The 25,800-nt window shown below is 67.8% G+C and carries 23 protein-coding genes; 12 read left to right on the top strand and 11 right to left on the bottom strand.

All coding sequences use genetic code 11. The features are described 5' to 3' along the window. Positions 1-104 precede the first annotated feature (104 nt). The 3 genes from UAA55_RS24255 to gltX form a co-directional block, all read right to left on the bottom strand. Positions 105-329: a hypothetical protein gene (locus UAA55_RS24255; RefSeq protein WP_322955993.1), complete on the bottom strand. Its 225-nt coding sequence runs from the start codon at positions 327-329 to the stop codon at positions 105-107. A gap of 19 nt (positions 330-348) precedes the next feature. Next, complete coding sequence (gltA, locus tag UAA55_RS24250; protein WP_145751251.1) at positions 349-1,668, bottom strand: citrate synthase; 1,320 nt, start codon at positions 1,666-1,668, stop codon at positions 349-351. A gap of 112 nt (positions 1,669-1,780) precedes the next feature. Then, positions 1,781-3,187, bottom strand: coding sequence for a glutamate--tRNA ligase (gene gltX / locus UAA55_RS24245; protein WP_322955990.1), 1,407 nt, complete (start codon positions 3,185-3,187; stop codon positions 1,781-1,783). A 389-nt stretch (positions 3,188-3,576) separates the two neighbouring features. Between gltX and UAA55_RS24240 the strand changes: the two genes are divergently transcribed. Further along, positions 3,577-5,544, top strand: a complete 1,968-nt coding sequence (locus UAA55_RS24240; protein WP_322955988.1) for a ComEC/Rec2 family competence protein — start codon at positions 3,577-3,579, stop codon at positions 5,542-5,544. 136 nt (positions 5,545-5,680) lie between these two features. Here UAA55_RS24240 and lexA read toward each other — a convergent pair whose 3' ends face one another. The 6 genes from lexA to UAA55_RS24210 all read right to left on the bottom strand — a co-directional run bounded on the left by lexA (position 5,681) and on the right by UAA55_RS24210 (position 10,787). Beyond that, complete coding sequence (gene lexA, locus UAA55_RS24235; protein ID WP_322955986.1) at positions 5,681-6,403, bottom strand: transcriptional repressor LexA; 723 nt, start codon at positions 6,401-6,403, stop codon at positions 5,681-5,683. A gap of 152 nt (positions 6,404-6,555) precedes the next feature. Continuing rightward, positions 6,556-7,755 carry a molybdopterin molybdotransferase MoeA gene (locus UAA55_RS24230; protein WP_322955984.1) on the bottom strand — a complete coding sequence of 400 codons (1,200 nt, stop codon included), beginning with the start codon at positions 7,753-7,755 and terminating at the stop codon, positions 6,556-6,558. Between the two features lie 14 nt (positions 7,756-7,769). After that, complete coding sequence (gene moaC / locus UAA55_RS24225; RefSeq protein WP_322955982.1) at positions 7,770-8,261, bottom strand: cyclic pyranopterin monophosphate synthase MoaC; 492 nt, start codon at positions 8,259-8,261, stop codon at positions 7,770-7,772. Position 8,262: 1 nt separating this feature from the next. Further along, complete coding sequence (trpC, locus tag UAA55_RS24220; RefSeq protein ID WP_322955980.1) at positions 8,263-9,078, bottom strand: indole-3-glycerol phosphate synthase TrpC; 816 nt, start codon at positions 9,076-9,078, stop codon at positions 8,263-8,265. A 12-nt stretch (positions 9,079-9,090) separates the two neighbouring features. Continuing rightward, a complete protein-coding gene (trpD, locus tag UAA55_RS24215; protein WP_322955978.1) occupies positions 9,091-10,167 on the bottom strand; it encodes an anthranilate phosphoribosyltransferase in 1,077 nt (358 codons plus the stop codon). Beyond that, positions 10,164-10,787 carry an anthranilate synthase component II gene (locus tag UAA55_RS24210; RefSeq protein ID WP_322955976.1) on the bottom strand — a complete coding sequence of 208 codons (624 nt, stop codon included), beginning with the start codon at positions 10,785-10,787 and terminating at the stop codon, positions 10,164-10,166. Before UAA55_RS24210 ends, trpD begins: the two co-directional genes overlap by 4 nt. A 281-nt stretch (positions 10,788-11,068) precedes the next feature. Between UAA55_RS24210 and UAA55_RS24205 the strand changes: the two genes are divergently transcribed. From UAA55_RS24205 to UAA55_RS24195, 3 genes are all read left to right on the top strand, one after another. Continuing rightward, positions 11,069-12,172, top strand: coding sequence for a divergent polysaccharide deacetylase family protein (locus UAA55_RS24205; RefSeq protein ID WP_322955974.1), 1,104 nt, complete (start codon positions 11,069-11,071; stop codon positions 12,170-12,172). 86 nt (positions 12,173-12,258) lie between these two features. Beyond that, positions 12,259-12,462 (top strand): heavy-metal-associated domain-containing protein, encoded by a 204-nt coding sequence (locus UAA55_RS24200; RefSeq protein WP_322955972.1) that lies wholly within the window; start codon positions 12,259-12,261, stop codon positions 12,460-12,462. A gap of 20 nt (positions 12,463-12,482) precedes the next feature. Beyond that, complete coding sequence (locus tag UAA55_RS24195; protein WP_322955970.1) at positions 12,483-13,010, top strand: NADPH-dependent FMN reductase; 528 nt, start codon at positions 12,483-12,485, stop codon at positions 13,008-13,010. 55 nt (positions 13,011-13,065) lie between these two features. On the opposite strand, the gene trpE is transcribed toward UAA55_RS24195, so the two are convergent. Then, positions 13,066-14,592, bottom strand: a complete 1,527-nt coding sequence (gene trpE / locus UAA55_RS24190) for an anthranilate synthase component I (RefSeq protein WP_322955968.1) — start codon at positions 14,590-14,592, stop codon at positions 13,066-13,068. A gap of 6 nt (positions 14,593-14,598) precedes the next feature. After that, a complete protein-coding gene (locus UAA55_RS24185) occupies positions 14,599-16,482 on the bottom strand; it encodes a peptidylprolyl isomerase (RefSeq protein ID WP_322955966.1) in 1,884 nt (627 codons plus the stop codon). Between the two features lie 315 nt (positions 16,483-16,797). Here UAA55_RS24185 and tpiA point away from each other — a divergent pair, with 315 nt between their 5' ends. The 8 genes from tpiA to UAA55_RS24145 all read left to right on the top strand — a co-directional run bounded on the left by tpiA (position 16,798) and on the right by UAA55_RS24145 (position 25,716). Then, positions 16,798-17,547, top strand: a complete 750-nt coding sequence (gene tpiA / locus UAA55_RS24180) for a triose-phosphate isomerase (protein ID WP_322955965.1) — start codon at positions 16,798-16,800, stop codon at positions 17,545-17,547. 124 nt (positions 17,548-17,671) lie between these two features. After that, a complete protein-coding gene (gene secG / locus UAA55_RS24175; RefSeq protein WP_322955963.1) occupies positions 17,672-18,103 on the top strand; it encodes a preprotein translocase subunit SecG in 432 nt (143 codons plus the stop codon). A 105-nt stretch (positions 18,104-18,208) separates the two neighbouring features. Continuing rightward, the gene (locus tag UAA55_RS24170; RefSeq protein WP_145609308.1) at positions 18,209-19,840 is read left to right on the top strand and encodes a CTP synthase; all 1,632 of its coding nucleotides are present in this window, start codon (positions 18,209-18,211) and stop codon (positions 19,838-19,840) included. A 78-nt stretch (positions 19,841-19,918) separates the two neighbouring features. After that, complete coding sequence (gene kdsA, locus UAA55_RS24165) at positions 19,919-20,758, top strand: 3-deoxy-8-phosphooctulonate synthase (RefSeq protein ID WP_322955962.1); 840 nt, start codon at positions 19,919-19,921, stop codon at positions 20,756-20,758. Between the two features lie 453 nt (positions 20,759-21,211). Continuing rightward, positions 21,212-22,492: a phosphopyruvate hydratase gene (gene eno / locus UAA55_RS24160; protein WP_322955961.1), complete on the top strand. Its 1,281-nt coding sequence runs from the start codon at positions 21,212-21,214 to the stop codon at positions 22,490-22,492. A 196-nt stretch (positions 22,493-22,688) separates the two neighbouring features. After that, on the top strand, positions 22,689-23,060 hold the full coding sequence (locus tag UAA55_RS24155; protein ID WP_145751234.1) for an FtsB family cell division protein: 372 nt from the start codon (positions 22,689-22,691) through the stop codon (positions 23,058-23,060). A 207-nt stretch (positions 23,061-23,267) separates the two neighbouring features. Beyond that, the gene (pdhA, locus tag UAA55_RS24150; protein WP_322955960.1) at positions 23,268-24,281 is read left to right on the top strand and encodes a pyruvate dehydrogenase (acetyl-transferring) E1 component subunit alpha; all 1,014 of its coding nucleotides are present in this window, start codon (positions 23,268-23,270) and stop codon (positions 24,279-24,281) included. Between the two features lie 22 nt (positions 24,282-24,303). Beyond that, positions 24,304-25,716, top strand: a complete 1,413-nt coding sequence (locus tag UAA55_RS24145) for a pyruvate dehydrogenase complex E1 component subunit beta (RefSeq protein ID WP_145609314.1) — start codon at positions 24,304-24,306, stop codon at positions 25,714-25,716. Positions 25,717-25,800: the final 84 nt, after the last annotated feature.

The following is a 25,800-nucleotide window of genomic DNA, read 5'->3' as shown; positions in this document are numbered from 1 at the left end:
TTGCTGGAATGGCCGCGCGGGATCCGGAAACCCGGCAAAGGGAAAGGCCGCCCGGTTGCCGGACGGCCCTTTCCAAGATCAGCGGAAGATCTTCGCCATCGTCCTCAGTGAAGCAGGGACACCACGGTGGCCGCGATGCCCAGGCCCACGCCCAGGGTGGCGAAGGTCACCCACGCCAGCCGCTTCAACCGCCGGCCGGGGGGCACGGGGTTGTCATTGGCCGGCAGGTGGCCTTCCAAGGAACGGGCGGGCAGGATGCGGGCGCGGGGGTGGGACCGGCCGCCGCCCGTCCCGTTATCGCCATCGCTGGGATGAACCCGCTCCGCCATGGTCCTGTCCGCCTATGCCTTAGCGCTGCTCGACCGGGACATAGTCGCGCGTCGTGGCGCCGGTGTACAGCTGACGCGGACGGCCGATCTTCTGCGAGGTGTCGGCGATCATTTCCTGCCACTGGGCGATCCAGCCCACGGTGCGGGCCAGGGCGAACAGCACGGTGAACATGCTGGTGGGGAAGCCGATGGCCTTGAGGATGATGCCCGAGTAGAAGTCGACGTTCGGGTACAGCTTCTTCTCGACGAAGTACGGGTCTTCCAGCGCGATGCGCTCCAGCTCCACCGCGATGTCCAGCAAGGGGTCGTCCTTGATGCCCAGTTCGGCGAGAACTTCCTTGCAGGTCTGCTGCATGACCTTGGCGCGCGGGTCGTAGTTCTTGTAGACCCGGTGACCGAAGCCCATCAGGCGGAAGCTGTCGTTCTTGTCCTTGGCGCGGGCGATGAACTCGGGGATCCGGTCCTTGTGGCCGATCTCACCCAGCATCTTCAGCACGGCCTCGTTGGCGCCGCCGTGGGCGGGGCCCCACAGACAGGCGATGCCGGCGGCGATGCAGGCGAAGGGATTGGCGCCAGAGGAACCGGACAGGCGCACCGTGGAGGTGGAGGCGTTCTGCTCGTGGTCGGCGTGCAGGATGAAGATCTTGTCCATCGCCTTGGCGATGACCGGGTTGATCTTGTACGGCTCGCACGGGACGCCGAAGGTCATGTTGAGGAAGTTCTCAGCATAGCCCAGGTCGTTGCGCGGATACACGAAGGGCTGGCCGATCGAGTACTTGTAGGCCATGGCGGCCAGGGTCGGCATCTTCGCGATGAGGCGGTGCGAGGCCACCATGCGCTGGCGCGGATCCTCGATGTCGGTGCTGTCGTGGTAGAAGGCGGACAGGGCGCCGACCACGCCGCACATGACGGCCATCGGGTGGGCGTCGCGACGGAAGCCGCGGAAGAACTGCGACAGCTGCTCATGCACCATGGTGTGGTAGGTGATGGAGCGCTCGAACTCGCTCTTTTCCTTGGCGTTCGGCAACTCGCCGTGCAGCATCAGATAGCAGACTTCCATGAAGTCGCTTTTCTCGGCCAGCTGCTCGATGGGGTAGCCGCGGTGCAGCAAAACACCCTTGTCGCCGTCGATGAAGGTGATCTTGGACTCGCAGCTGCCGGTCGAGGTGAAGCCCGGGTCGTACGTGAAGTACCCGGTGTCGCCGTAGAGCTTGCGGATATCGATCACGTCAGGGCCGGTCGTGCCGTGCATGACGGGGAATTCGTAAGACTTACCGGTTTGGTTGTCGGTGAGGGTGACCGTTTTCTTTCCGGCCGCCGGTGTCGTCGTATCGCTCATTTCGGCACGTCCTTGTTTATACGGAGTGGGGCCCTCTGCCCCTTATTGGTCTTTATGACGCGGTGCGGAGTGTAGTGTTCCGCACCGCCGAAGGCAATGACGCCAGGAGGGCTCAGGCACCCCCTGCGACATCACTGATACGGGCCAGGGTTTCAGCCTGGCCCAGCACTTCCGCCACTTCGAAGATCGGCGGCGAGACGGTGGAGCCGGAGAGTGCGGCGCGCAATGGCTGGGCCAGTTTGCCCAGCTTCAGGCCCGTTTCCTCGGCGTAGGCGCGCACGATCCCTTCCAGGGTCGCCGCGGTCCAGTCGGACGCGTCCTTGAAGCGGCCGGCCATGGTCGCCAGCTGGGCCCGGGCCTCGTCGGACAAGAGTTGGGTAGCCTTCTCGTCCAGCGGAAGGGGGCGGGCCGTGATATAAAACTGCGCGCCGGCGGCAAGTTCCACCAGGGTCTTGGCACGCGCCTTCAGACCGGGCATGGCGCGGCGCAACAGGTCGCGGTCATTGTCGCCCAGCTCTCGCCCCAGCGCCGTGACCAATCGGGGGCTGATCAGATCCACCAGGCGGGCATCGTCCGCCTGGCGGATGTAATGGCCGTTCAGATTGTCCAGCTTCGCGTAGTCCATGCGCGACGGGGAACGGCCGATGCCTTCCAGGTTGAACCAGGCGACGGCGTCCTCGGTGCTGATGATCTCGTCATCGCCGTGGCTCCAGCCCAGGCGCAGCAGGTAGTTGCGCAGCGCCTCCGGCAGGTAGCCCAGGTCGCGGTAGGCTTCGGCGCCCAAGGCGCCGTGGCGCTTGCTGAGCTTGGCGCCATCCGGCCCGTGGATCAGCGGGATGTGGGCGAAGTCCGGCGGCGTCCAGCCCATGGCCTGGTAGATCTGCAGCTGGCGGAAGGTGTTGGTCAGGTGGTCGTCGCCGCGGATCACCTGGGTCACGCCCATGTCCTGGTCGTCCACCACCACCGACAGCATGTAGGTGGGCGTGCCATCGGCCCGCAGCAGGACCATGTCGTCCAGCTGGCTGTTCTGCACCCGCACCTCGCCCTGCACCTTGTCCTGCAGGACCGTCTCCCCCTCACGCGGGGCCTTCAGTCGGATGACGGGGGCGATCCCGGCCGGCGCCTCCGACGGGTCGCGGTCGCGCCAGCGGCCGTCGTAGCGCACGGGCAGGCCGGCGGCCTTTTGCTGCTCCCGCATCGTCTCCAGCTCTTCCGGGGAGCAGTAGCAATGATAGGCATGTCCCTGGGCCAGCATGGTGCGCGCCACCTCGGCATGGCGCTCCCGCCGCTCGAACTGGCTGACGGCGTCGCCATCCCAGGTCAGGCCCAGCCAGCTGAGGCCGTCGATGATGGCGTCCACCGCCGCTTGCGTGGACCGTGCCCGGTCCGTGTCCTCGATGCGCAGCAGGAAGGTGCCGCTGTGATGGCGGGCGTACAGCCAGTTGAACAGGGCGGTACGGGCGCCGCCGATGTGCAGGTAGCCGGTGGGGGACGGGGCGAAACGGGTGACGACACTCATGGGAAACGCACTCTCCGGCATGCGGCGGGCGGCGCCCCGTCGGGGTGTCTGGAACGGGCGCCTTGGAAGGGCCTCATCCAAAGGTTGACGGCGCGACGCGAATATCGAGATAGCTGGTGATCAGATCCGGCGGCAGGATAGCCGCCAAGGGCGCATCACCAGGATGCGGAAGCCGCTGAGATAGCACACCCGGAACGAAGATGCACCCTGAGGCAGACCCCGCTGGAGAGGACTGGGACGGTGAGGCCCCGGACTTGTCGAATGGGTCCTATTTAGCTACTGGGCGGAGCGAATTTGGCGCCGACCCACCCCCTTCAGATGTGATGCGGATCACACATCGTGCGCTCGCCGCGTTAGCCAGCATTGTCACATCAGCGTATGTCAATTTGGTGGAAGAGCGGGAACGTTGGGTCCTTTGGGTTCCTGTTTTCCTGGGCGCCGGCATCGCCCTTTACTTCGCCATGCCGGGAGAGCCGCCGCCCTGGTCGGGTCTGCTGTTCACCCTGGGCGTCTTCGGCCTGTACCTGCTGGCCGGCGACCGGCTGCCCCTGCGTCTGACGCTGGGCGCGCTGCTGGCCTTGGGGATGGGGTTCACGGCGGTGGAGGCGCGCACCACCTGGCTGAGGACCCCCATCCTGCAGCGACCCCTGGGCCCCGTGCCGGTGGAAGGCCGCGTCGCCAATGTGGAGCGTCTGGACAAGGGTGTACGCGTCACCCTGGCCGACCCGCGCATCCCCCGCCAGGCGCCGGATTTGACTCCGCCCGCCGTACGCATCCGCCTGCGCCCCACCGATGCTGCGCCACCGGCGGGCACGCGGGTGCGCATCCTGGCGGCCCTGCGCCCACCGCCCGACAGCCCGGAGCCGGGCGCCTACGATTTCCGCCGCTCCGCCTTCTACCAGGGCATCGGGGCGGTGGGTTTCGCCTTCAAGACGCCGGAGGTGGTGGCGCCGGCGCCGGTGGGTTGGATCGGTTGGGTCAACGACCGGGTGGTGGCCTTGCGCGAGCTGATCGCCAGCCGCGTGGCCGAGCGCCTGACGGGCGCGCCCGCCATGATCGCCATCGCGCTGCTGAATGGGGAGCAGACGGGCATTCCCCCGGATGACCTGCAGGCCATGCGCGTCTCGGGCCTGCAGCACATCCTGTCCATCTCCGGACTGCACATCAGCCTGGTGGCGGCGCTGTTCTATTTCTTCGCCCGCGCGGCCCTGGCGCTGTGGGAGGGCGTGGCGTTGCGCCATCCCATCAAGAAGTACGCCGCCGCCTTCGCCATCCTGGCGACGCTCGCCTACATGATGCTGGTCGGGGCGCAGGTGCCCACCTTGCGCTCCGTCCTCATGACGGCGCTGGCCATGGTGGCCATCCTGGCCGACCGTTCGGTCCTGAGCCCCCGGGCCATCGCCGTTGCCGGCATCCTCTGCCTGCTGTACCAGCCGGAGCAGTTGCCCGGCCCCAGTTTCCAGATGAGCTTCGGCGCCGTGCTGGCGCTGATCAGCGCCTACGAGGTGCTGCGCGAGCCGATGAACCGCTGGCGCAAGGAGGGCGGCTGGCCACGGCGCGCCCTGCTGTTCGTGGGCGGGCTGTGCCTGACCTCCATCATCTCCACCATCGCCACCATGCCGTTCTGCCTCTACCACTTCCAGCAGGTGGCCAATTACGGCGTGCTGGCCAACCTGATCGGCATTCCCATCACCGAGCTGTGGATCATGCCGCTGTGCCTGCTGGCCTATGTCGCCATGCCCTTCCATCTGGAGGGCTGGATCATCGACATGATCGGCTGGGGCTGCGAGGGCATCCTGTGGACCGCGCGCGTCACCGCCGCCTTGCCGGGGGCCGCGCTGCACGGCGCCGCCCTGTCCGACCTGGCCTTCGGCCTGATGGTGGGCGGCGGCCTGTGGCTCATGCTGTGGCGCCGCCGCTGGCGCCTGATCGGCTTGGCGCCCATCGCGCTCGGCTGCGTGCTGGCGCCGTTGACGCCCCGGCCGGACATGGTGGTGTCGGGCGGCGGCACCATGGTGGCGGTGCGTGACGGCGGCGGCAAGCTGTGGCTGTCGTCCTCGCGCGGTGGCGGCTTCGAGGTGGAGACCTGGGGCAAGCGCGATGGCGGGGAGGGGCGCCCGCCCGCCTGGCCCACCGTGGGCACGGATGACGGCAGCCTGCGCTGCGACAGCCTGGGATGCCTCTACCACCCCGATCTCTATCGTCCTGGACCGGCGCGATCCGGCGGCGCCCGAAGGCCGGTTGGTGGCCATCGCCTGGACCCGCGACGCCCTGGCGGAGGATTGCGACAACGCCGACCTGGTGATCTCCCGCGTGCCGGCGGCCGGCTGCGACGCCCCCCGCGTCATCGGCCCTGACGTGCTGGCCGCCTGCGGCGCCCATGCCCTGTACTTCGAACGCGGCGGTGTACGCATCGAGACGGTACACGACCCGCAAAGCAAACGGCCCTGGGACTGAGGTGGCCAGGGCCGCTGTCTAGTCCAGGATGTCTGGTCAATAGCGGCGGAACAGGCCGACCAGGCGGCCCTGAACCCGCACCCGGTCGGCACCGAACACCCGCGTTTCATAGGTGGGGTTGGCGGGCTCCAGCGCGATGGAGTTGTTCTTGCGGCGCAGGCGCTTCAGCGTCACCTCGGCTGCGTCGACCAAGGCGACGACGATGGCGCCGTTCTCCGCCGTTTCGCAGCGTTGGATGATGACGGTGTCACCGTCATGAATGCCAGCCTCCACCATGCTGTCGCCCGCCACTTCCAGGGCGTAGTGCTCGCCGATGCCCAGCATGGAGACGGGGATGTCGATGGTGCTGCCACTGTCACGCAGCGCTTCGATGGGCAGGCCGGCGGCGATGCGGCCGTACAGCGGCAGGCTGACGGCGCCGATGGCATCGCCGGCATCCCGGCCGGGCAGGCCCGCCTGGAAGTCCGCCTTGATGACATTGGGCTTGAAGCGGGGTTCCACGTCCGCCGGCGCCGCGGCGGCGGCCTTCTTGGGTGCCGGCGTCGTCTCCGGCAGGCGCAGCACCTCCAGCGCCCGGGCGCGGTGGGGCAGGCGGCGGATGAAGCCACGCTCCTCCAGTCCGGTGATCAGCCGATGGATGCCGGACTTGGACTTGAGGCCCAAGGCATCCTTCATCTCATCGAATGAGGGGGAGACGCCGCCTTCACCCAGATGCTGGTGGATGTACAGCAGCAGCTCCTGTTGCTTCCGCGTCAGCATATCGCCCCCTTCGCTGTGTCGAGCCGCTAGATATGGAACAAACCCGAAACGTACTGGCCATGTTCTATTTTGGTTCACGGCCCACGTCAAGGGTCAGCGATGAAAAACCATCAGACGATGACAGATTTAGGGCGGGTTCGGGGCTCGGGACCTTAAATCTCGTCCAGTGGGACGATATCCACCACCGTGCCGGCCTCGGCGGCGGGGGCATGGGGCGGGCGGACGATCAGGCAATCCGCCGCCGCTAGGCGACTCAGCATGGAGCTGTCCTGCTGGCTGAAGGTCGCCACGCCGGGCAACGCGCCATCGCCGGGCACCAGGGCGGCACGCAGATAATCCTGCCGGCGGTCGTTGGCGGGCAGGGGGGTGGCCAGCACGGCCCGCGCCCTGGGCAACTCGGCCGGGGCCAGCCCTCGCATCCGGCGCAGCGCCGGCACCAGGAACAGGATGGCGCACACCAGGCTGGAGACGGGGTTGCCCGGCAAGCCCAGCAGGGGTGTGCCGCCCAGGCGGCCGAACATCAGCGGCTTGCCCGGCCGCATGGCGATCTTCCAGAAGTCGAGTTCAAGCCCCTCGCCGCCCAGCGCGCCGCGCACCAGATCGTATTCGCCGACGGAGGCGCCGCCGGTGGTGACCAGCAGATCGCAGCCGGTGGCCCCCCGCGCCAGGGTGGCCAGGGCGTCGGCGTCATCGGGGGCGATGCCCAGGTTGACCGGGATGCCGCCATGGCGCCGCACCAGGGCGGCCAGGGCCAGGCCATTGCTGCTGACGATCTGGCCGGGGCCTAGCGGCTCCCCCGGCATCACCACCTCGTCGCCCGTGGCCAGGATGGCGACGCGGGGGCGGCGGTGCACGGTGAGGAAGGGGTGGTTCATGGCGGCGGCCAGGGCCAGGTCGCGCACGGTCAGGCGGCGGCCGGCCTTCAGGCCCACGGTTCCGGCGGTGAAGTCCAGGCCGGCGGCGCGCACCCAGCGGCCGGGCCTGCCTTCGCGCACCCGCACGCTGTCGCCCAGGTCGTCGCAGTCCTCCTGCAGCGCCACGGTGTCGGCGCCCTCGGGCATGACGCTGCCGGTGAACAGGCGCACGGCCTGGCCCGGGCCCACCGCGCCGGCGAACGGCCGACCGGCCGGCGCCTCGCCGATCCGGGCGAGGGTGACGGGCAGAGTGCCCAGGTCCGGCCCCCGCACCGCCCAGCCGTCCATGGCGGAGACGGCGGCCGGCGGCTGCGTCACCCGGGCCACGACATCGGCCGCCAGCACGCGGCCCAGCGCCTCGCCCACCCCCACCAGTTCGCCGCCCAGGGGCTGGAACTGCGAGAGGATGCGGGCCAGCGCTTCATCAACGGGGATCATGGATGGCCTGCAGGTCAGGAGTTTTCCGCACGGTAGGGGCCGCTCTTGCCACCGTCCTTGGCGATCAGGCGGATATCGGCGATGACCATGCCTTTATCCACCGCCTTGCACATGTCGTACAGCGTCAGGGCGGCGACGCTGACGGCGGTCAGCGCCTCCATCTCCACGCCGGTGCGGCCCTTCAGCTTGGCCGTGGCCTCGATCTCCACGGCGTTGTCCTCAGGCAGGCAGGTCAGGTCCACCGTCACCTTGGTCAGGGCCAGCGGGTGGCAGAGGGGGATCAGGTCGGGGGTGCGCTTGGCCGCCATGATGCCGGCCAGCCGCGCCACGCCCAAGACATCGCCCTTGCCCATCTGGCCCGCCTGGATCAGGGCCAGGGTCTCCGCCTTCATGGTCACGCGGCCGCGGGCGGTCGCCAGGCGCTCCGTCTCCGCCTTGTCGGAAACGTCGACCATCACCGCCCGGCCGGCGGCGTCGAAATGGGTGAGGCCGCTGGTCTCGGCCATCTCAGGCCACCGCCTGGTCCAGGCCCAGCAGGGCGCGGGTGGCGGCCGCCACGTCGGCCTGGCGCATCAGCGACTCACCCACCAGGAAGCGGCGGGCGCCCACGATTTCCATGCGCAGCAGGTCCTGGGGATGATAAAGGCCGCTTTCCGCCACCAGGTGGCGGCCGGGGGGAACCATGCCGGCCAGCATCTCGGTGGTGGCGAGATCGATGGACAGGGTCTTGAGATTACGGTTGTTCACGCCCAGCAGACCGCCGGGCAGGGCCAGGGCGCGGCGCATCTCCTCGATGTCGTGCACCTCGACCAGCACGTCCATGCCCCATCCGGTGGCGGCGCCATACAGCTCCAGCGCCTGGGCGTCGTCCAGCGCCGCCATGATCAGCAGGATGCAGTCGGCCCCCAGGGCGCGGGCCTCGGCCACCTGATAGGTGTCCAGCATGAAGTCCTTGCGCAGCACCGGCAGGTCGCAGGCGGCGCGCGCCGCCACCAGGTACTCGTCCGCCCCCTGGAAATAGGGCACGTCGGTCAACACCGACAGGCAGGCGGCCCCGCCTTCCTGATAGGCCCGGGCCAGGGCGGGGGGATCGAAATCCTCCCGGATCAGGCCCTTGCTGGGGCTGGCCTTCTTGATTTCGGCGATGAGGGCGTAGAGGCCGGCGTCGACCTTGGCCTGCAAGGCCCGGGCGAAGCCCCGGGTGGGGCCGGCGTCGCGCGCCGCCTGTTCCACCTCGGCCAGGGGGCGGGCGGCTTTGCGGGCGGCGATATGCTCACGCTTGTCGGCGCAAATCCGGGCCAGGACGTCTGCTGCGTCGCTCATGCGCGCGCTCCTTCAATCTCTTCCGCCGCCGGGGGCGGCAAGGGGCTCTTCCGCCACGGGGGGCGGCAGGGGGCAATGATGGGCCAGGGCCGCCAGCTTGGCGGCGGCGCGGCCGTCGTCCAGGGCCTGGGCCGCCTGAGCCACGCCATCAGGCAAGGTGGTGGCCTTGTCGGCGACGATCAAGGCGGCGGCCGCGTTGATCAGCACAATGTCACGATAGGCGCCCTTTTCCCCCGCCAGCACGGCGCGCAGGGCACGGGCGTTCTCCACCGCGTCGCCGCCCCGGATGTCCTGGGGCCGGGCGCGGAGCAGGCCGGCGTCGTCCGGCGTCACCTGGAAGCGGCGGATGGCGCCGTGGCGCAGCTCCGCCACGTGGGTGGCGCCGGTGGTGGTGATCTCATCCAGCCCGTCCTCGCCGCTGACCACCCAGGCGACCTCCGTGCCCAGGCGGTTCAGCACCTGGGCCAGCGGTTCCACCCAGCGCTCGGCGAACACGCCCATCAGCTGGCGCTTGGCGCCCGCCGGGTTGGATAGGGGGCCGGTCAGGTTGAAGATGGTGCGGGTGCCCAGCTCCACCCGCGTCGGACCCACGTTGCGCATGGCGCCGTGGTGGCGGGTGGCCATCAGGAAGGTGATACCGTCCTGCCACAGGGCGGCGCGCACGGCCTCCAGCTCCGCCTCCACGTTCACGCCCAGCTGGCCCAGCACGTCGGCGGCGCCGGACTTGGAGGACAGGGCGCGGTTGCCGTGCTTGGCCACCGGCACGCCACAGGCGGCCAGGACGAAGGCGACGGTGGTGGAGATGTTGTAGGTGCCGCTGGCGTCGCCGCCGGTGCCGCAGGTGTCGATGGTGCCCGGCGGGCAGTCGATGCGGGCGGCGCGACCGCGCAAGGCCCGCACCGCGCCCGTGATCTCATCCACCGTTTCGCCGCGCACGCGCAGCGCCATGAGAAAGCCCCCCATCTGCGATGGGGTTGCGTTGCCGGACATGATGATGTCGAAGGCGGCCAGGGCCTGATCCTCCGACAGGCGCTTGCCCTCGGCCACGCGGCCGAGCAGCGCCTTCATGTCCCCGATGTCACCGCTCATGCCGCCAGGCCGGTCTTCTTGACGGCCTTGCGTGCCACGCCGGCGAAATCGAGGAAGTTCGCCAGGATCTGGTGGCCGTGGTCGGAGGCGATGCTCTCGGGATGGAACTGCACGCCATGGATGGGCAAAGTGCGGTGGCGCAGCGCCATGATCATCTGATCCTCGGGGCCACCGGCGATCCAGGCGACCGATTCCAGCTCCGCCGGCAGGGTCTCCCGCTCCACGATCAGGGAGTGGTAGCGGGTGGCGGCGAAGGGCGTGGGCAGGGTCTTCATGACGCCTTCGCCCTGGTGAGTGACCTGGCTGACCTTGCCATGCATGGGCACCGGCGCGCGGATGACGCGGCCGCCGAAGGCCTGGCCGATGGCCTGGTGGCCCAGGCAGACGCCGAACAGGGGGATGCGCCGTTCCGCGGCGGCGGTGATCAGGGGCAGGCAGATGCCGGCCTTGTCGGGATCACAAGGGCCGGGGGAGAGGACGATGGCCTCCGGCTTCAGGGCCAGCGCGTCGTCCACGCTCAGCGCGTTGTTACGCCAAACGGCCACGTCGGCGCCCAGCTCGCCGATGTAATGGACGAGATTGTACGTGAAGCTATCGTAATTATCGATGAGCAGCAGCATGATCTGGGAACCCGTTTAGGGGGAATTGGACGTGGCCAAAGGTGGCCTACACTAGTCCCGAGGCCGCGCGCAGGGCAACCGGATTGGGCGCGGGTCCGATAAGCGGCATATGCCGACATGTGGGTGTGTTAGGCGGCATACCCCACCTAGGAGATTGCCAGCATCAGCGGGGCTGTAGCAGTACTGGTGGCCGGCCCTCAACCACAACCGGCCATCCGCGCGAAGGGGACAGTCATGACCGTTTCCACCGTATCCGTTCTTCATAACAGACGGTCTCGCTGATGCCTCGCCGCGTCACCCCGCCGCCGCCTTTGGGACGGCCGGGACAAAAGACCCCCAAGCGCCCGCTCGCCCGGCGGCGCAAGGGCGCCAGGATCAGCCTGACCCGGGCGCAGCTGGCCGGTATCGTCGGCCTGACGGCCATCGTGGCCCTGCTGGGCGCCTATGTGCTGGGCAACCGCCACCCACACAAGCCCACGGTAGCGACGGCACCGCCGCCATCGGGGACGGGTAAGACCAGCCCCCGTTTGCCCAGCGCGCCGCCGGTTCCAACCGTGCCGCCGCCGGAACAGCATGCCGAGGCGCCGGTGCCGCCGGCTTCTCCTCCCAAGACCGAACCGCCGAAGGCGGAGCCGGGTAAGGCCGGGGCTGCTTGGCGGCGCAACGCCGTGCCGTCGCCCCAGATGGCGGCTCCGGCGCCGGGGGCGGCGCATGCCCGCATCGTGCTGGTGATCGACGACCTGGGGGTGGACCGGCCGCGCTCCACCCGCGCCGTGGCGTTACCGGGTCCGGTCACCACCGCCTGGCTGCCCTATGCCCACGACCTGGCCGACCAGACCCGGGCCGCCAAGGCGGCGGGGCATGAACTGATCGTGCATGTGCCCATGGAGCCGGTGGGCAAGGCCGATCCCGGCCCGGGCGCCTTGACCGTGAACCTGAGTGACGAAGAGGTGCAGCGGCGGCTGGAGGCCGACCTCGCGTCGTTCGACGGCTATGTCGGCATCAACAACCACATGGGCAGCCGCTTCACGGCCAATGAGGGCAAGCTGTCCATTGTGCTGGCGGAACTGTCCCGCCGGGGCCTGATGTTCCTGGACAGCCGCACCACCCCGGACACCAAGGGGCCCGAACTGGCCGCGCGCTACCGCCTGCCCCTGGTCAGCCGCGACGTCTTCCTGGACGACGACCAGTCGCCCAAGGCGGTGCAGGCCATGCTGGCCAAAGTGGAGGAGGTGGCGCGCCGCCACGGCACCGCCGTCGCCATCGGCCACCCGCATGACGTGACCCTGACCGCCCTGGAGCATTGGTTGCCCACCTTGGCGGCCAAGGGGTTCACCCTGGTGCCATTGACGGCCGTCATAGCGGCCACGCCCGGCGGCACCTAAAAACGAAGTCATAAATAAGCCGCGCACCGTGAAGTCCTTAGTTAAGCCAACGAGATGCGACGGACTTCCGGCAGTTGGAGAATGAGATGAGCGCCTCTTATCGAATCGACGGCATGACCTGCCAGGGATGCGCCCGCTCGGTGACCAAGGCCATCCAGGCCGTGGCGCCGTCGGCCGAGGTCGCCGTGGATGTGGAGGCGGGCGTGGTGACCGTCACCGGTCCCGCCGACGGCGACCAGGTGAAGGATGCCGTCGAGGACGCCGGCTTCGACTTCATCGGCCCTGCCTGACAGTTCGCTTGAGCGGCACCATGCGTATCCTGGCCCTGTCCGGCAGCTTGCGGGCGGCCTCGTCCAACACCGCCGTGCTCAAGGCGGCGGCCCTGCTGGCTCCGGCAGGGGTGGAGGTCCGCCTCTACGACGGCATGGCCAACCTGCCGCACTACAATCCCGACCTGGACGACACCGTGGATGCCGCTCGCGTGCCGCCCATCGCCCAGGACCTGCGCGCTTCCGTGCAGGCGGCCGATGCCCTGCTGATCGCCTGCCCGGAATACGCCCACGGTGTGCCTGGCGTGCTGAAGAATGCGCTGGATTGGCTGGTCAGCGGCGTGGAGTTCCCCGGCAAGCGCGTGGCCCTGATCAACGCCAGCCCGCGCGCGCACCATGCCCAGGATGCGCTCCGTGAAATCCTCGTGACCATGTCGGCCGACCTGGTGGAGGCGGCCTGTGTCGCTTTGCCCTTGCTCAACACCACCCTCGATGCCCCGGCCATCGCCGCCGATCCGGTCCTGGCTGGGCCGTTGAAGGGCGCGCTGGCGGCGTTGGCGGCGACTTGAACGAGAAAGGGCGGCCCGTTGGGACCGCCCTTTCCAAAAACACTGAACCTAAGCCTCAGATGTTCCGCGTCGAGCGCTTTTCCTGGGCGTAGCGCACGGCTTCCTCGGCGGCCTTGAACAGGGCCTTGGCCTTGTTCACGGTCTCCTGGTATTCGGCTTCCGGATCGCTGTCCGCCACCACACCACCGCCCGCCTGGACGTGCATGACGCCGTCCTTGATGACGGCGGTCCGGAGCGCGATGCAGGTGTCCATGGTGCCGTTGGCGGCGAAATAGCCGATGCAGCCGCCGTAGATGCCGCGGCGGGTGCCTTCCAACTCCTCGATGATCTCCATGGCGCGCACCTTGGGCGCGCCGGAGACCGTGCCGGCGGGGAAGCCGCCCACCAGGGCGTTGATGGCATTGAAGCGGGACTTGTCCAGCTTGCCCTCAACGTTGGAGACGATGTGCATCACGTGGGAATAGTGCTCGATGGTGAAGCGCTCGGTTACCGTGACCGTGCCCACCTCGGCCACCCGGCCCACGTCGTTGCGGCCCAAATCCAGCAGCATCAGGTGCTCTGACAGCTCCTTGGGATCGGCCAGCAGATCGGCCTCCAACTCCTTGTCTTCCGCCGGGGTCTTGCCGCGCCGGCGGGTGCCGGCGATGGGGCGGATGGTGACGGTGTCGTCGCGCAACCGCACCAGAATCTCCGGGCTGGAGCCCACGACCGACAGGTCGCCGAAATCCAGGAAGAACAGGAAGGGCGAGGGGTTGATGCGGCGCAGCGCGCGGTACAGCGCGAAGGGCGGCAGGGCGAAGGGGACGGAGAAGCGCTGGCTGGGCACCACCTGGAAGATGTCGCCGGCGCGGATGTACTCCTTCGCCTTCTCCACCATAGCGTGGTAGTCGGCGCGGCTGATGTTGGAGGATGGGTCGGGCAGGGCCTCGATCTCACTGCCCGCGTCATGCCCCACCGGCAAGGGCCGGTCCAGATCCGCCATGGCGTCGGCCAGGCGCTCCTTGGCGGCGAGGTAGGCCGCCTCCGCCGAAACCCCCGCCTGCGGCCGCACCGGGGTCACCAGGGTGACCACGTTCTCAATGCTGTCGAAGATGGCCATGATGGTGGGGCGGATGAGGACGGCGTCCTCCACCCCCAGTGCGTCCCGGTTCTTCTCCGGCAGCTTTTCCATCAGCCGGACCATGTCGTAGCCGAGATAGCCGAACAGGCCGGCCGACATGGGCGGGAGGTGCGCCGGCAGGTCGATGCGGCTCTCCTCCAGCACGTCGGCCAGGGCGTCCAGCGGGGCGGCGGACAGCGGCTCGAACGACGCAAGGTCGGTGGCGGCGCGGCGGTTGATCCAGGCCTGGGTCCCCTTGCTCTTCCAGATCAGGTCGGGCTTCAGCCCGATCAGGGAATAGCGGCCGCGGACGGAGCCGCCGGTGACCGATTCCAGCAGGAAAGAAAACGGGCGCCCTTGCGCCAGCTTCAGCATGGCGGCGACGGGCGTCTCCAGGTCGCTGACCAGCCGCGTCCAGACGACCTGCGCCTGGCCCGCGGCGTATGCCGTGCCGAAGGCCGTCTCATCGGGGAAGGGGGTCACGACGCCTTACTCCTGGTGTTCAAGGCGCTGCAGCAGCGTCCGGTTCTCGGTGATGCGATAGCGCTGGCGCAGGGCGTCCAGGAACTGGACGTAGAGGTCGCCGGCCACGCCGTCGCGCAGCTGCTTGGCGGCCACCGTGGCGCGGTCGGCCAGCAGCGGTTCCGGCATGGGCACCAATGCCGCCAGGCGCACCACCATCTGGCCGTCGGCGGCGGCGCCGGTGGTGACCTCGCCCGGCTTCAGGGTGAACAGGGCGTCCACCAGTTCCGGCGTTAGGGGGCTATCCTTGGGCGGGGTGCGGCCCACGGGCGGCTGGCGGGTGTAGACGGCCCCCGTCTCCTTGGCCACCTGCTCCGGCGTGGCGCCGGCCTTCAGCTTCTCCACGATGTCCTTGGCCTTGGCCTTGGCGGCCTCGTCGCGTTTGGACGATTTCCAGTCGGCGATCACCTGGTCCTTCACCTGGTCCAGCGGCTTCAGCGCCGGGGCCTGCACGCTGTCCACGCGCACGGCGAAGTAGCTCTTGTTGCGCTCGCCTTCCGTGGTGCTGCTGTTGTCGCCCGAGGCCAGGCCGAAGGCGGTCTGCACCACCTTGGCGATGGGGGCGGCCAGGCCGGCCACCGGCTTGCCGGCGGGATCCTTGCCCTCGCGGTCCACGGCGGCGATCTTGGTCACCGCCGCGTCCACCTTCTTGGCGGCCTCTTCCAGCGAGGCGCCGCCGGAGATGGCGTCGTCCAGCTTGTTCGACAGGTCGTACAGCTGGTCGGTGGCGCGTTCGGCCTTCACCTGCTCCACCAATTGGGCCTTCACCTGGTCCAGGGTCTGGGTGCTGCCGGGGACGATCTTGGTGACGGCGACGACGTGCCAGCCGAAGCCGCTCTTCACCGGGGCCGACACCTTGCCCTGGGGCAGGGAGAAGGCGATGTCCTGCAACTCGGCCGGAAGGTCCGCCTTGGTGATGTTGGCCAGCGGCAGCATGGACACGCCGGCGGCCTTGGCGGCGTCGGCCAGCGACTTTCCGCCGGCGGCGGCCTGCGCCACCTTGTCCGCCTGTTCCTTGGTGTCGACCAGCACCTGGTCCAGGTCGCGGCGTTCCGGCTTCACGAATTCCTTGGACCGGGCGTCATAGGCCTTCTTCAGGTCCTCATCGCTGACCTCCTCGGTCTTGGCGATGGCGTCGGTGGACAGGGTGACCACGGTCAGGGCCCGGTATTCCGGGGCGGTGTAGCGGACGGCCTGGGCCTTGTGGAAGGCCTCCAGCGCCGCCTGGTCGGGCGTGCCCGGGTCCGGCATGGCCTTGTCGGCCACGAACAGCGTCTCCGCCCCGCGCTGCTCGCCGCGATAGCGCACCAGGTGGCGGGCCAGGGTCTGGGGCACGCGGATGCCGGCGGCCAGGGCCTCCGTCACCTCGGTGCGGGCCATGTCCTCGCGCACCTCGCCGACGATCTCTTCCTCGGTCAGCTGGTTCTGGCGCAGCAGGGCCCGCATCAGCAGGGGATCGAACTGGCCGGACTTGTCCTTGAACACCGGCATCTCGGCGATCTTCTGCGCCGCCGCCTGTTCCGAGACGCGCAGGCCGAAGTCGTGCGTCGCCTGCTTGATCAGGGCGCGCTGGATCTCGTCCTGCAGCGCCGCGCGCATCAGGCCCATCTGCTTGGCCTGCTCGGCCGTCAGCTCCGGCCCCATGGTCTGGCGCAGCCGGCTCACCTGCTGGCGGAAGGCGCGGTCCACATCCTGGGGAGTGATCTCGGTGCTGCCGACCCGGGCCACAGCTTGGTCACTGACGGTGGTGCCCACCCGGCCCACGCCCCAGATCCCGAAACTGATGATCAGGAACACGAACAGGATCTTGGAGAACCACGAGCCCGAGAATTTGCGGATGAACTGAAGCATGTGCCTGCTGCGTCTTGCGAATTGCTTGTCAGTGGGAACGGGGCCTGGGCCCTGGATATCCCACCCTCCCATCAGGGCGCGGCATCATAGAAGCAGGGGGCGGGGGCGGCAATAGATGGTTGGGCGGGCGACGCGCATGGGCCGGACCCTGCCGACTCACGGTCTTGTCACGGCCTGAATCATGGAAATGGCGGCCCATGACTGTTACAGCATGACGACAGGGACGACCGTGACAAGGCGGGCCACCCAAACCTAAAAGGCCCCCGCGCGGATGCTTCCCTTTTGAGTGCGTTAAACTCGGGGAGAACAAAGGAAATGCGCCGCAAATTCATTGTCGGTAATTGGAAGATGCATGGCCTGAGGGAAGGGGGGACGGCATTGGCCTCCGACCTCGCCGGCCGCATGCTGGGGGCGGGTGACGTCGCTTTCGACATGCTGTTGTGCCCGCCCGCCACCCTGATCCACACCGTGGTCCAAGCCGTGTCCGACGCGCCGGTCAGCGTCGGCGGCCAGGATTGCCATGGCAAGGATTCGGGGGCCCACACCGGGGACATCGGGGCCCCCATGCTGGCCGACGCCGGCTGCCGGTACGTCATCGTCGGCCATTCCGAGCGACGGCAGGGCCATGGCGAGCAGAGCGTGGAGGTGAGGGCCAAGGCCGCCGCCGCCCACCGCGCCGGCCTGGTCGCCATCGTCTGCGTGGGTGAGACGGAGGCGGAGCGCGACGCCGGCCGCGCCATGGACGTCATTGCCCGCATGGTGGACAATTCCATGCCCGAAGGCGCCACGGCGGCTAACACTGTGGTGGCCTATGAGCCCGTCTGGGCTATTGGCACGGGGCGCACGCCCACGCCCAAGGACGTGGCAGCCATGCATTCCATGATCAGGCGCCGTCTCGCAACGCTGGTTGATCAGCCGGACGCGGTGCGCATCTTATATGGCGGTTCCGTTAAGCCGGACAACGCGGCCAGCCTGTTGCACATCGATGATGTGGACGGAGCCCTGGTTGGCGGCGCCAGCTTGAAGGCGGACGAATTCTGGGCCATCGCGGAAACTTGCCGCTAGCGCCCCGGGTTCGGACTGGGTAAAGAGATGCGCGAGCAGGTCGGCCGCCCCCGGACGGGGCGGCCGGCTATTTCATGTTTTGCCATAACCATTGTTTGGCCTGCTGGATAGGATTGCTGCTTCGATGTCCACCGTCGTCCTGGTTTTGCACATTCTGATCGGCATCGCGCTGGTCGGTGTCGTCCTGGTCCAGCGCTCTGAAGGTGGCGGGCTGGGCATGGGCGGCGGCACCATGGGCGGCTTCATGACGGCCCGGGGCAGCGCCAACCTGCTGACCCGCACCACCTCCATCCTCTTCGGCGCCTTCCTGGTGACCAGCCTGGTGCTGGCCCTGCTGAACCGCGCGGCCACGCACCACGATTCGGTGTTCGACAAGCTGCCGGCCGCCGCGGCACCCGCTCCGGCCACGCCCGCTCCGGCCGCCACGCCTGGCGCGGTCCCCTCCGGTGACCAGCCGGCGGCTCCCTCGGGCGCTCCGGCGGCGCAGCAGCCGGCGCCGGCGACCACCTCCCCGGCTCCCGCCTCTGGCGAGCCCAAAGTTCCGACCGGCCAGTAAAGGCGGGCGACACTAACGGAGGCGGCGAAAGCCGCCTCTTTCAATTCGGGGGGCCGGCGCATTCGCGTTGGCCCGACATGCGGCCTTTAGCTAAACTAGGCTTCCATGACGCGCTTCATTTTCATCACCGGCGGCGTGGTCTCTTCCTTGGGTAAGGGACTGGCGTCGGCCGCTCTGGGTGCTTTGCTCCAGGCCCGTGGCTACAAGGTCCGCCTGCGCAAGCTCGACCCCTACCTGAACGTCGACCCCGGCACCATGAGCCCCTACCAGCACGGTGAGGTGTTCGTGACCGACGATGGTGCCGAGACCGACCTGGATCTGGGCCATTACGAGCGCTTCACCGGCGTCTCGGCCCGGCAGACGGACAACATCACCACCGGTCGCATCTATTCCAACGTGATCGCCAAGGAGCGCCGCGGCGACTACCTGGGCGCCACCGTGCAGGTGATCCCCCACGTCACCGACGCCATCAAGGAGTTCATCCTGGGCGACGTGAAGGATGAGGACTTCATCCTGTGCGAGATCGGCGGCACCGTCGGCGACATCGAGAGCACCCCGTTCCTGGAGGCCATCCGCCAGCTGGGCAACGATTTGGGGCCAGAGCGGGCGCTGTTCATCCACCTGACCCTGCTGCCCTACATCCCGTCGGCGGGTGAGCTGAAGACCAAGCCCACCCAGCACTCGGTGAAAGAGCTGCTGTCGGTCGGCATCCAGCCGTCCATCCTGCTGTGCCGTTCCGACCGTCCCATCCCGGAGAATGAGCGCCGCAAGATCGCCCTGTTCTGCAACATCCGGCAGGAGCGCGTGATCGCCGCCCTGGACGTGGACACCATCTACCACGTGCCGGTCAGCTATCACGAGCAGGGCTTCGACGAGCAGGTGCTGCGCTACTTCGGCCTGCCGGCCGATGAGGCGCCGGATCTCTCCCGCTGGAAGGAGATCGCCGCCCGCGTCCGCCAGCCGGAGGGTGAGGTCACCATCGCCGTGGTCGGCAAGTACACCAGCCTGCTGGACAGCTACAAGTCGCTGGCCGAGGCTCTGACGCACGGCGGCATCGCCAACAACGTCAAGGTCAAGCTGGATTGGATCGATAGCGAAATCTTCGAGGGCGGCGGCGCCGTGCAGCGGCTGGAAGGGGTGCACGGCATCCTGGTTCCCGGCGGCTTCGGCGAGCGCGGGTCCGAAGGCAAGATCCGCGCGGCCCAATTCGCGCGTGAGCGTAACGTGCCCTATTTCGGCATCTGCTTCGGCATGCAGATGGCGGTCATCGAGGCCAGCCGCCACCTGGCGGGCCTGGAGGACGCCGGTTCCTCCGAGTTCGGCCACAAGTACAAGCATCCCGTGGTCGGCCTGATGACCGAATGGGTGCGCGGCAACGAGATGGAGAAGCGCGGCGCCGAGGGCGACCTGGGTGGCACCATGCGGCTGGGCGCCTATCCCTGCCAGCTGCTGCCGGGTACCAAGGTCGCGGAGGTCTATGGCGCCAACCATATCGAGGAGCGTCACCGCCACCGGTATGAGGTGAACATCACCTACAAGGACCAGCTGGAGAAGGTGGGTCTGAAGTTCTCCGGCCTGTCGCCCGACGGCGAGCTGCCGGAGATCGTCGAGATCCCGTCGCATCCCTGGTTCATCGGCGTGCAGTTCCACCCGGAACTGAAGTCCAAGCCGTTCGAGCCGCACCCGCTGTTCACCAGCTTCATCAGCGCCGCCATCGCGCAGAGCCGGCTGGTTTAAGCGGCAACGCCCGTATCAGTCCCCAGGGGCCGCCGCATCGTCAGCGGCGGCCCTTTTGGTTTAGGGAGCATTATCGAGATGACCGACATCCGCACCGTCCGCATCGGCGCCCTGGACGTGGCCAACGACAAGCCCTTCATGCTGATCGCCGGCCCCTGCCAGCTGGAAAGCCGCGAGCACGCGCTGGAGATGAGCCACGCCCTGGTGGAGATCACCGCCAAGCTGGGCATCGGCCTCGTCTACAAGACCAGCTTCGACAAGGCCAACCGCACGTCGGTCAGCACCGCGCGCGGCCTGGGCATGGAAAAGAGCCTGCCCATCCTGGCCGAGGTGCGGGAGAAGTTCGGCTGCCCGGTCTTGACCGATGTGCACACGGCGGAACAGTGCGCCCCCGTGGCCGAGGTGGTGGACGTGCTGCAGATCCCGGCCTTCCTCTGCCGTCAGACCGACCTGCTGCTGGCCGCCGGCGAAACCGGCAAGGTCATCAACGTGAAGAAGGGGCAGTTCCTGGCGCCGTGGGACATGAAGAACGTGGCGGCCAAGATCGCCTCCACCGGCAACGAGAACATCCTGCTGTGCGAGCGTGGCGCCAGCTTCGGCTACAACACCCTGGTCAGCGACATGCGCAGCCTGCCCATCATGGCGCAGACGGGCTATCCGGTGGTGATGGACGCCACCCATTCCGTGCAGCAGCCGGGCGGGCAGGGCACCACCAGCGGCGGCCAGCGTGAGTTCGTGCCAGTGCTGGCCCGCGCCGCCCTGGCCGTGGGTGTCGCCGCCGTCTTCATGGAAACCCATGAGAACCCCGATTGCGCCCCCAGCGACGGCCCCAACATGGTCAAGCTGAAGGACCTGCCGGCCCTGCTGGAAACCATGGTCGCCATCGACCGCATCGCCAAGGCCAACCCGATCTTCTGATCGGCGGCTTCAGGCGCGTGCGTATGAATACCGGACACCGGCGGCGGGGCCACCTGCCGCCGGTGTTTCATTTCGGGCTAGTGGGCGGGACTTTTCGATGAACCTTGAGCCGACGGAGAGTGCCGCTCATGTGAAATTCTGTCGCGACGTTTGCCAATGTTCGGCCATTGAAGTCGTGTCCCTCCGGACTGGCGCTCGCTTTCAGCAGGCAAAGGGCTGCGGCGTCTGTATAGGTTGAGAAGATGGCGCTGTTGCTGTGCTTGTCTTTAATGGCTGGATGGGCGCCTGCCGCTTCACAGCCGCCGATGCGCGTCCGCCTCACAACCGCAGCCTTCAAATCGTCATAGGCGATACCGCGCCTGCCGGTCTTGCCTGGGGCCGGCCCTAAAGGCTATGACGGGCACCGTCCCGCCACGACGCATTCGCCGTCACGACGCATAAAGGGAAGAACCCATGTCCGCGATCATCGATATTCAGGGCCGCCAGATTCTCGACAGCCGGGGCAACCCGACCGTGGAGGTTGACGTTCGGCTGGAGTCCGGCGCCTTCGGCCGCGCCGCCGTGCCCTCCGGCGCCTCGACCGGTGCCCATGAGGCCGTTGAGCTGCGCGATGGCGACAAGAGCAAGTACCTGGGCAAGGGCGTGCTGAAGGCGGTCGAATTGATCAACAGCGAGATCTTCGACACCATCGGCGGCCTGGAGTCCACCGACCAAGTGGCCATCGACACCGCCATGATCGAGCTGGACGGCACCCCCAACAAGGCCCGCCTGGGCGCCAACGCCATCCTGGGCGTGTCGCTGGCCGTGGCCAAGGCGTCGGCGGCCGAGCTGGACCTGCCGCTCTACCGCTATGTCGGCGGCACCAACGCCCGCATCCTGCCGGTGCCGATGATGAACATCATCAACGGCGGCGCCCACGCCGACAACCCCATCGACATCCAGGAATTCATGGTGATGCCGGTGGGCGCGGAGAGCTGCGCCGACGCCATCCGCATCGGCGCCGAGATCTTCCACGCCCTGAAGAAGAAGCTGAAGGACGCCGGCCACAACACCGCCGTGGGTGACGAGGGTGGCTTCGCCCCCAACCTCGCCTCCACCGACGAAGCCCTGTCCTTCATCATGAAGGCCGTCGAGGCCGCCGGCTACAAGCCCGGCGACGACGTGGTGCTGGCCCTGGACGCCGCCTCCACCGAGTTCTTCAAAGACGGCAAGTACGTGCTGGCCGGCGAGAACAAGACCCTCGATCCGGACGCCATGGTCCGCTACTGGACCGACCTGGTGGGCCGCTATCCCATCGTCAGCATCGAGGACGGCATGGCCGAGGACGACTGGGCCGGCTGGAAGGCCCTGACCGACGCCATCGGGTCCAAGGTGCAGCTGGTGGGCGATGACCTGTTCGTCACCAACCCGGCCCGCCTGACCGATGGCATCAAGAAGGGGGTCGCCAACTCCATCCTGGTGAAGGTCAACCAGATCGGCAGCCTGACCGAGACGCTGGAGGCCGTGCGCATCGCCCAGAGCAACGGCTACACCGCCGTGATGTCGCACCGCTCGGGCGAGACCGAGGACGCCACCATCGCCGACCTGGCCGTCGCCACCAACTGCGGCCAGATCAAGACCGGCTCGCTGTCGCGTTCCGACCGGATCGCCAAGTACAACCAGCTGATTCGTATCGAAGAGGCGCTGGACCTGGCGGCCGTGTTCCCGGGCCGTGGCGCCCTGAAGCGCGGCTGAAACCGGGCATCGTTCCGGTATCGTCCGGAATAGGCGGAAAGTGGGGGTGGAGGCGTGGCTTCCACCCCTTTTTCTTTGTGAAGTCGTGATTTAACGTCGACCGGCGGTTGGTATTCACGTGAATTAAATACGGCATACAGACTAGACGCCGCTTTCCATTTGACGGTTGCGGAACCCTTGTGGAACCATGGCCCCCATGATTGGCGCCCGTTCTTTCCGTACCGCATTGAACCGCGCCCTACGCCAGGTGGTCGCACCGGTGGTGGGGGCGTCCGTTGTCGCATATTTCGCCTACCACACGGTGCAGGGCGAACGCGGGCTGATGGCGCTGACCCAGTTGCAGACCCAGGTGACACAGGCCAAGGCCCAGCTGGACCAGGTTCGCGCGGAACGCGAGGCCATGGAGCGGCGCGCGCGCCTGCTGCACCCCGACAATCTGGACCCCGACATGCTGGAGGAGGAGTCCCGCAAGGTGCTGGATTTCTCCCGTCCGGATGACCTCGTGATCCTTCTTCCGGGCAAGCCTGCCCCGCATGAAGATAAGGACGCGCCGGCCAAAACGCCGTAAACCGCTGATAATCCACCGATTAGCTTAAATCCGGTTAATCGTAAATAATCCTTTTGCAGCAATGTATTGCAGTGCACACTCCTTGCGTTGCGCTGCACTTGCGGTTAGCAGTGATGCCGTGCCGGCCGACCCGGCCCGGAATGCCCCGGGGCTGCCCCCCAAGGGAATTGCGACGCTAAACGCCCACGCTTGAGAAGGGAGACGCCAGTGGCCACGACCACCAGACGCCGTGCCAAGCCCGCTGAGAACGCAGCGCCGGAGCCGACCCAGGAGGAGCTCCTCCACTACTACAAGGAGATGTTGCTGATCCGCCGCTTCGAGGAGAAGGCCGGTCAGCTGTACGGCATGGGCCTCATCGGCGGCTTCTGCCACCTCTACATCGGCCAGGAGGCCGTGGTGGTGGGCATGCAGGCGGCGCAGCTGCCGGGCGACAGCGTCATCACCAGCTACCGTGACCATGGCCACATGCTGGCCTGCGGCATGGACGCCAAGGGCGTGATGGCGGAACTGACCGGGCGCGCGGGCGGCTATTCCAAGGGGAAGGGCGGCTCGATGCACATGTTCTCGCGCGAGAAGAACTTCTACGGCGGCCACGGCATCGTCGGCGCCCAGACCCCCATCGGCACGGGTCTGGCCTTCGCCCACAAGTACAAGAAGGACGGCTGCATCGACGTCTGCTACCTGGGTGACGGCGCCGTCAACCAGGGCCAGGTCTATGAGTCCTTCAACATGGCCGCCCTGTGGAAGCTTCCGGTGATCTACGTCATCGAGAACAACAAGTACGCCATGGGCACCTCGCAGCAGCGCGCCTCGGCGGGTGAGCTGTACCTGCGCGGCAGCGCCTACGGCATCCCGGGCAAGCAGGTCAACGGCATGGACGTGCTGGAGATCAAGAAGGCCGCCGACGAGGCCGTGGCTTACGTCCGTGGCGGCAACGGCCCCATGATCCTGGAGATGAAGACCTACCGCTACCGCGGCCACTCCATGTCCGACCCGGCCAAATACCGCACGAAGGAAGAGGTCAACAAGATGCGGTCGGAATATGACTGCATCGACCACCTGAAGTCGCTGCTGTTCACCAAGGGCTACGCCGACGAGGAAAGCCTGAAGGTCATCGACCGCGATGTGAAGGCCGTCGTCACCGAGGCCGCCGACTTCGCGACCAGCAGCCCCGAGCCCGACGCGTCGGAGCTGTGGACCGATATCCTCGTCGAAGCCTGATCGCTGGCCGGAGAATAAGAAAATGCCCATCGATATCCTGATGCCGGCCCTGTCCCCCACCATGACCGAAGGCAAGCTGGCCAAGTGGGTGAAGAAGGAAGGCGACACGATCAAGGCCGGTGACGTCATCGCCGAGATCGAGACCGACAAGGCCACCATGGAAGTGGAAGCGGTCGACGAAGGCACCCTGGCCAAGATCCTGGTGCCGGAAGGCACCGAGAACGTGGCCGTGAACACCGCCATCGCCCTGCTGGCCGGTGAAGGCGAGAGCGCCAGCGACGTGAGCGCCGCCAAGGGCGCCTCCAACACACCGTCCGCGCCCAAGACCGAGCCCGCCCAGGGCGAGGCCGCCGTCACCCCGAAGGAGGAGGCGTCCAAGGCAGCCCCCGCCGCCCCGGCGGTGAAGGCCCCGGTGGCCCCGCCACCGTCGGACGAGGACCGCTTCTTCAAGAATACCCAGACCATGACGGTGCGCGAGGCCCTGCGCGACGCCATGGCCGAGGAGATGCGCAAGGACGGCAGCGTCTTCGTCATGGGCGAGGAAGTGGCCGAGTACCAGGGCGCCTACAAGGTGACCCAGGGCCTGCTGCAGGAGTTCGGCCCCGACCGCGTGATCGACACCCCCATCACCGAGCACGGCTTCGCCGGCCTGGCGGTGGGTGCGGCGTTCGGCGGCCTGCGCCCGGTCGTGGAGTTCATGACCTTCAACTTCTCGATGCAGGCCATCGACCACATCATCAACTCCGCCGCCAAGACGCTGTACATGTCCGGCGGCCAGATGGGCTGCCCCATCGTGTTCCGTGGCCCCAACGGCGCCGCCGCCCGCGTGGCCGCGCAGCACAGCCAGGAATACAGCAGCTGGTACGCGCACATTCCGGGCCTGAAGGTGGTGTCGCCCTATAGCGCCGCCGACGCCAAGGGCCTGCTGAAGGCCGCCATCCGGGACCCGAACCCCGTGGTCTTCCTGGAAAACGAAATCCTGTACGGCCACAGCTTCGAGGTGCCGACCGATCCGGACTTCATCATCCCGATCGGCCGCGCCAAGATCGAGCGCGCCGGCACGGACGTGACCATCACCGCCTTCTCGCTGCAGGTGGGCATGGCCCTGGCCGCCGCCGACAAGCTGGCGGAGCAGGGGATCAGCGCCGAGGTCATCAACCTGCGCAGCATCCGTCCCCTGGACGTCCACACCATCGTGGAAAGCGTGAAGAAGACCAACCGCCTGGTCTCGGTGGAAGAGGGCTGGCCCTTCGCCGGCATCGGCGCGGAAATGTCTGCGGTGATGATGGAACACGCCTTCGACTACCTGGATGCGCCCGTGGTGCGCGTGCACGGCAAGGACGTGCCCATGCCCTACGCCGCCAACCTGGAAAAGCTGGCCCTGCCGCAGGTGGATGACGTCGTCACCGCCGCCAAGGCCGTGCTGTACCGCTGAACCGGCCGGGAAGGCGCCCCGACCCTGTCATGGGAAGGGGCGCCTTCTGCCGCATCCGTCAGAGATTTGGGGCGCCTGGCCTGA

The organism is Nitrospirillum guanabarense (genome assembly GCF_034653355.1).
GTDB lineage: Bacteria > Pseudomonadota > Alphaproteobacteria > Azospirillales > Azospirillaceae > Nitrospirillum.
Note: the sequence above shows the minus strand (reverse complement) of the source record. Positions and strands in the feature narration are given on the sequence as shown.

Bases quoted from the DNA above. Each gene is read 5' to 3' on its own strand.
- lexA (WP_322955986.1), bottom strand. From the start codon at position 6,403: ATGCTGACGCGGAAGCAACAGGAGCTGCTGCTGTACATCCACCAGCAT.
- kdsA (WP_322955962.1), top strand. From the start codon at position 19,919: ATGACCGACATCCGCACCGTCCGCATCGGCGCCCTGGACGTGGCCAAC.
- UAA55_RS24145 (WP_145609314.1), top strand. From the start codon at position 24,304: ATGCCCATCGATATCCTGATGCCGGCCCTGTCCCCCACCATGACCGAA.
- secG (WP_322955963.1), top strand. From the start codon at position 17,672: ATGTCCACCGTCGTCCTGGTTTTGCACATTCTGATCGGCATCGCGCTG.
- UAA55_RS24255 (WP_322955993.1), bottom strand. From the start codon at position 329: ATGGCGGAGCGGGTTCATCCCAGCGATGGCGATAACGGGACGGGCGGC.
- eno (WP_322955961.1), top strand. From the start codon at position 21,212: ATGTCCGCGATCATCGATATTCAGGGCCGCCAGATTCTCGACAGCCGG.
- gltX (WP_322955990.1), bottom strand. From the start codon at position 3,187: ATGAGTGTCGTCACCCGTTTCGCCCCGTCCCCCACCGGCTACCTGCAC.
- trpC (WP_322955980.1), bottom strand. From the start codon at position 9,078: ATGAGCGACGCAGCAGACGTCCTGGCCCGGATTTGCGCCGACAAGCGT.
- UAA55_RS24230 (WP_322955984.1), bottom strand. From the start codon at position 7,755: ATGATCCCCGTTGATGAAGCGCTGGCCCGCATCCTCTCGCAGTTCCAG.
- UAA55_RS24205 (WP_322955974.1), top strand. From the start codon at position 11,069: ATGCCTCGCCGCGTCACCCCGCCGCCGCCTTTGGGACGGCCGGGACAA.
- UAA55_RS24170 (WP_145609308.1), top strand. From the start codon at position 18,209: ATGACGCGCTTCATTTTCATCACCGGCGGCGTGGTCTCTTCCTTGGGT.
- UAA55_RS24185 (WP_322955966.1), bottom strand. From the start codon at position 16,482: ATGCTTCAGTTCATCCGCAAATTCTCGGGCTCGTGGTTCTCCAAGATC.
- UAA55_RS24195 (WP_322955970.1), top strand. From the start codon at position 12,483: ATGCGTATCCTGGCCCTGTCCGGCAGCTTGCGGGCGGCCTCGTCCAAC.
- moaC (WP_322955982.1), bottom strand. From the start codon at position 8,261: ATGGCCGAGACCAGCGGCCTCACCCATTTCGACGCCGCCGGCCGGGCG.
- tpiA (WP_322955965.1), top strand. From the start codon at position 16,798: ATGCGCCGCAAATTCATTGTCGGTAATTGGAAGATGCATGGCCTGAGG.
- trpD (WP_322955978.1), bottom strand. From the start codon at position 10,167: ATGAGCGGTGACATCGGGGACATGAAGGCGCTGCTCGGCCGCGTGGCC.
- UAA55_RS24155 (WP_145751234.1), top strand. From the start codon at position 22,689: ATGATTGGCGCCCGTTCTTTCCGTACCGCATTGAACCGCGCCCTACGC.
- UAA55_RS24210 (WP_322955976.1), bottom strand. From the start codon at position 10,787: ATGCTGCTGCTCATCGATAATTACGATAGCTTCACGTACAATCTCGTC.
- UAA55_RS24200 (WP_322955972.1), top strand. From the start codon at position 12,259: ATGAGCGCCTCTTATCGAATCGACGGCATGACCTGCCAGGGATGCGCC.
- gltA (WP_145751251.1), bottom strand. From the start codon at position 1,668: ATGAGCGATACGACGACACCGGCGGCCGGAAAGAAAACGGTCACCCTC.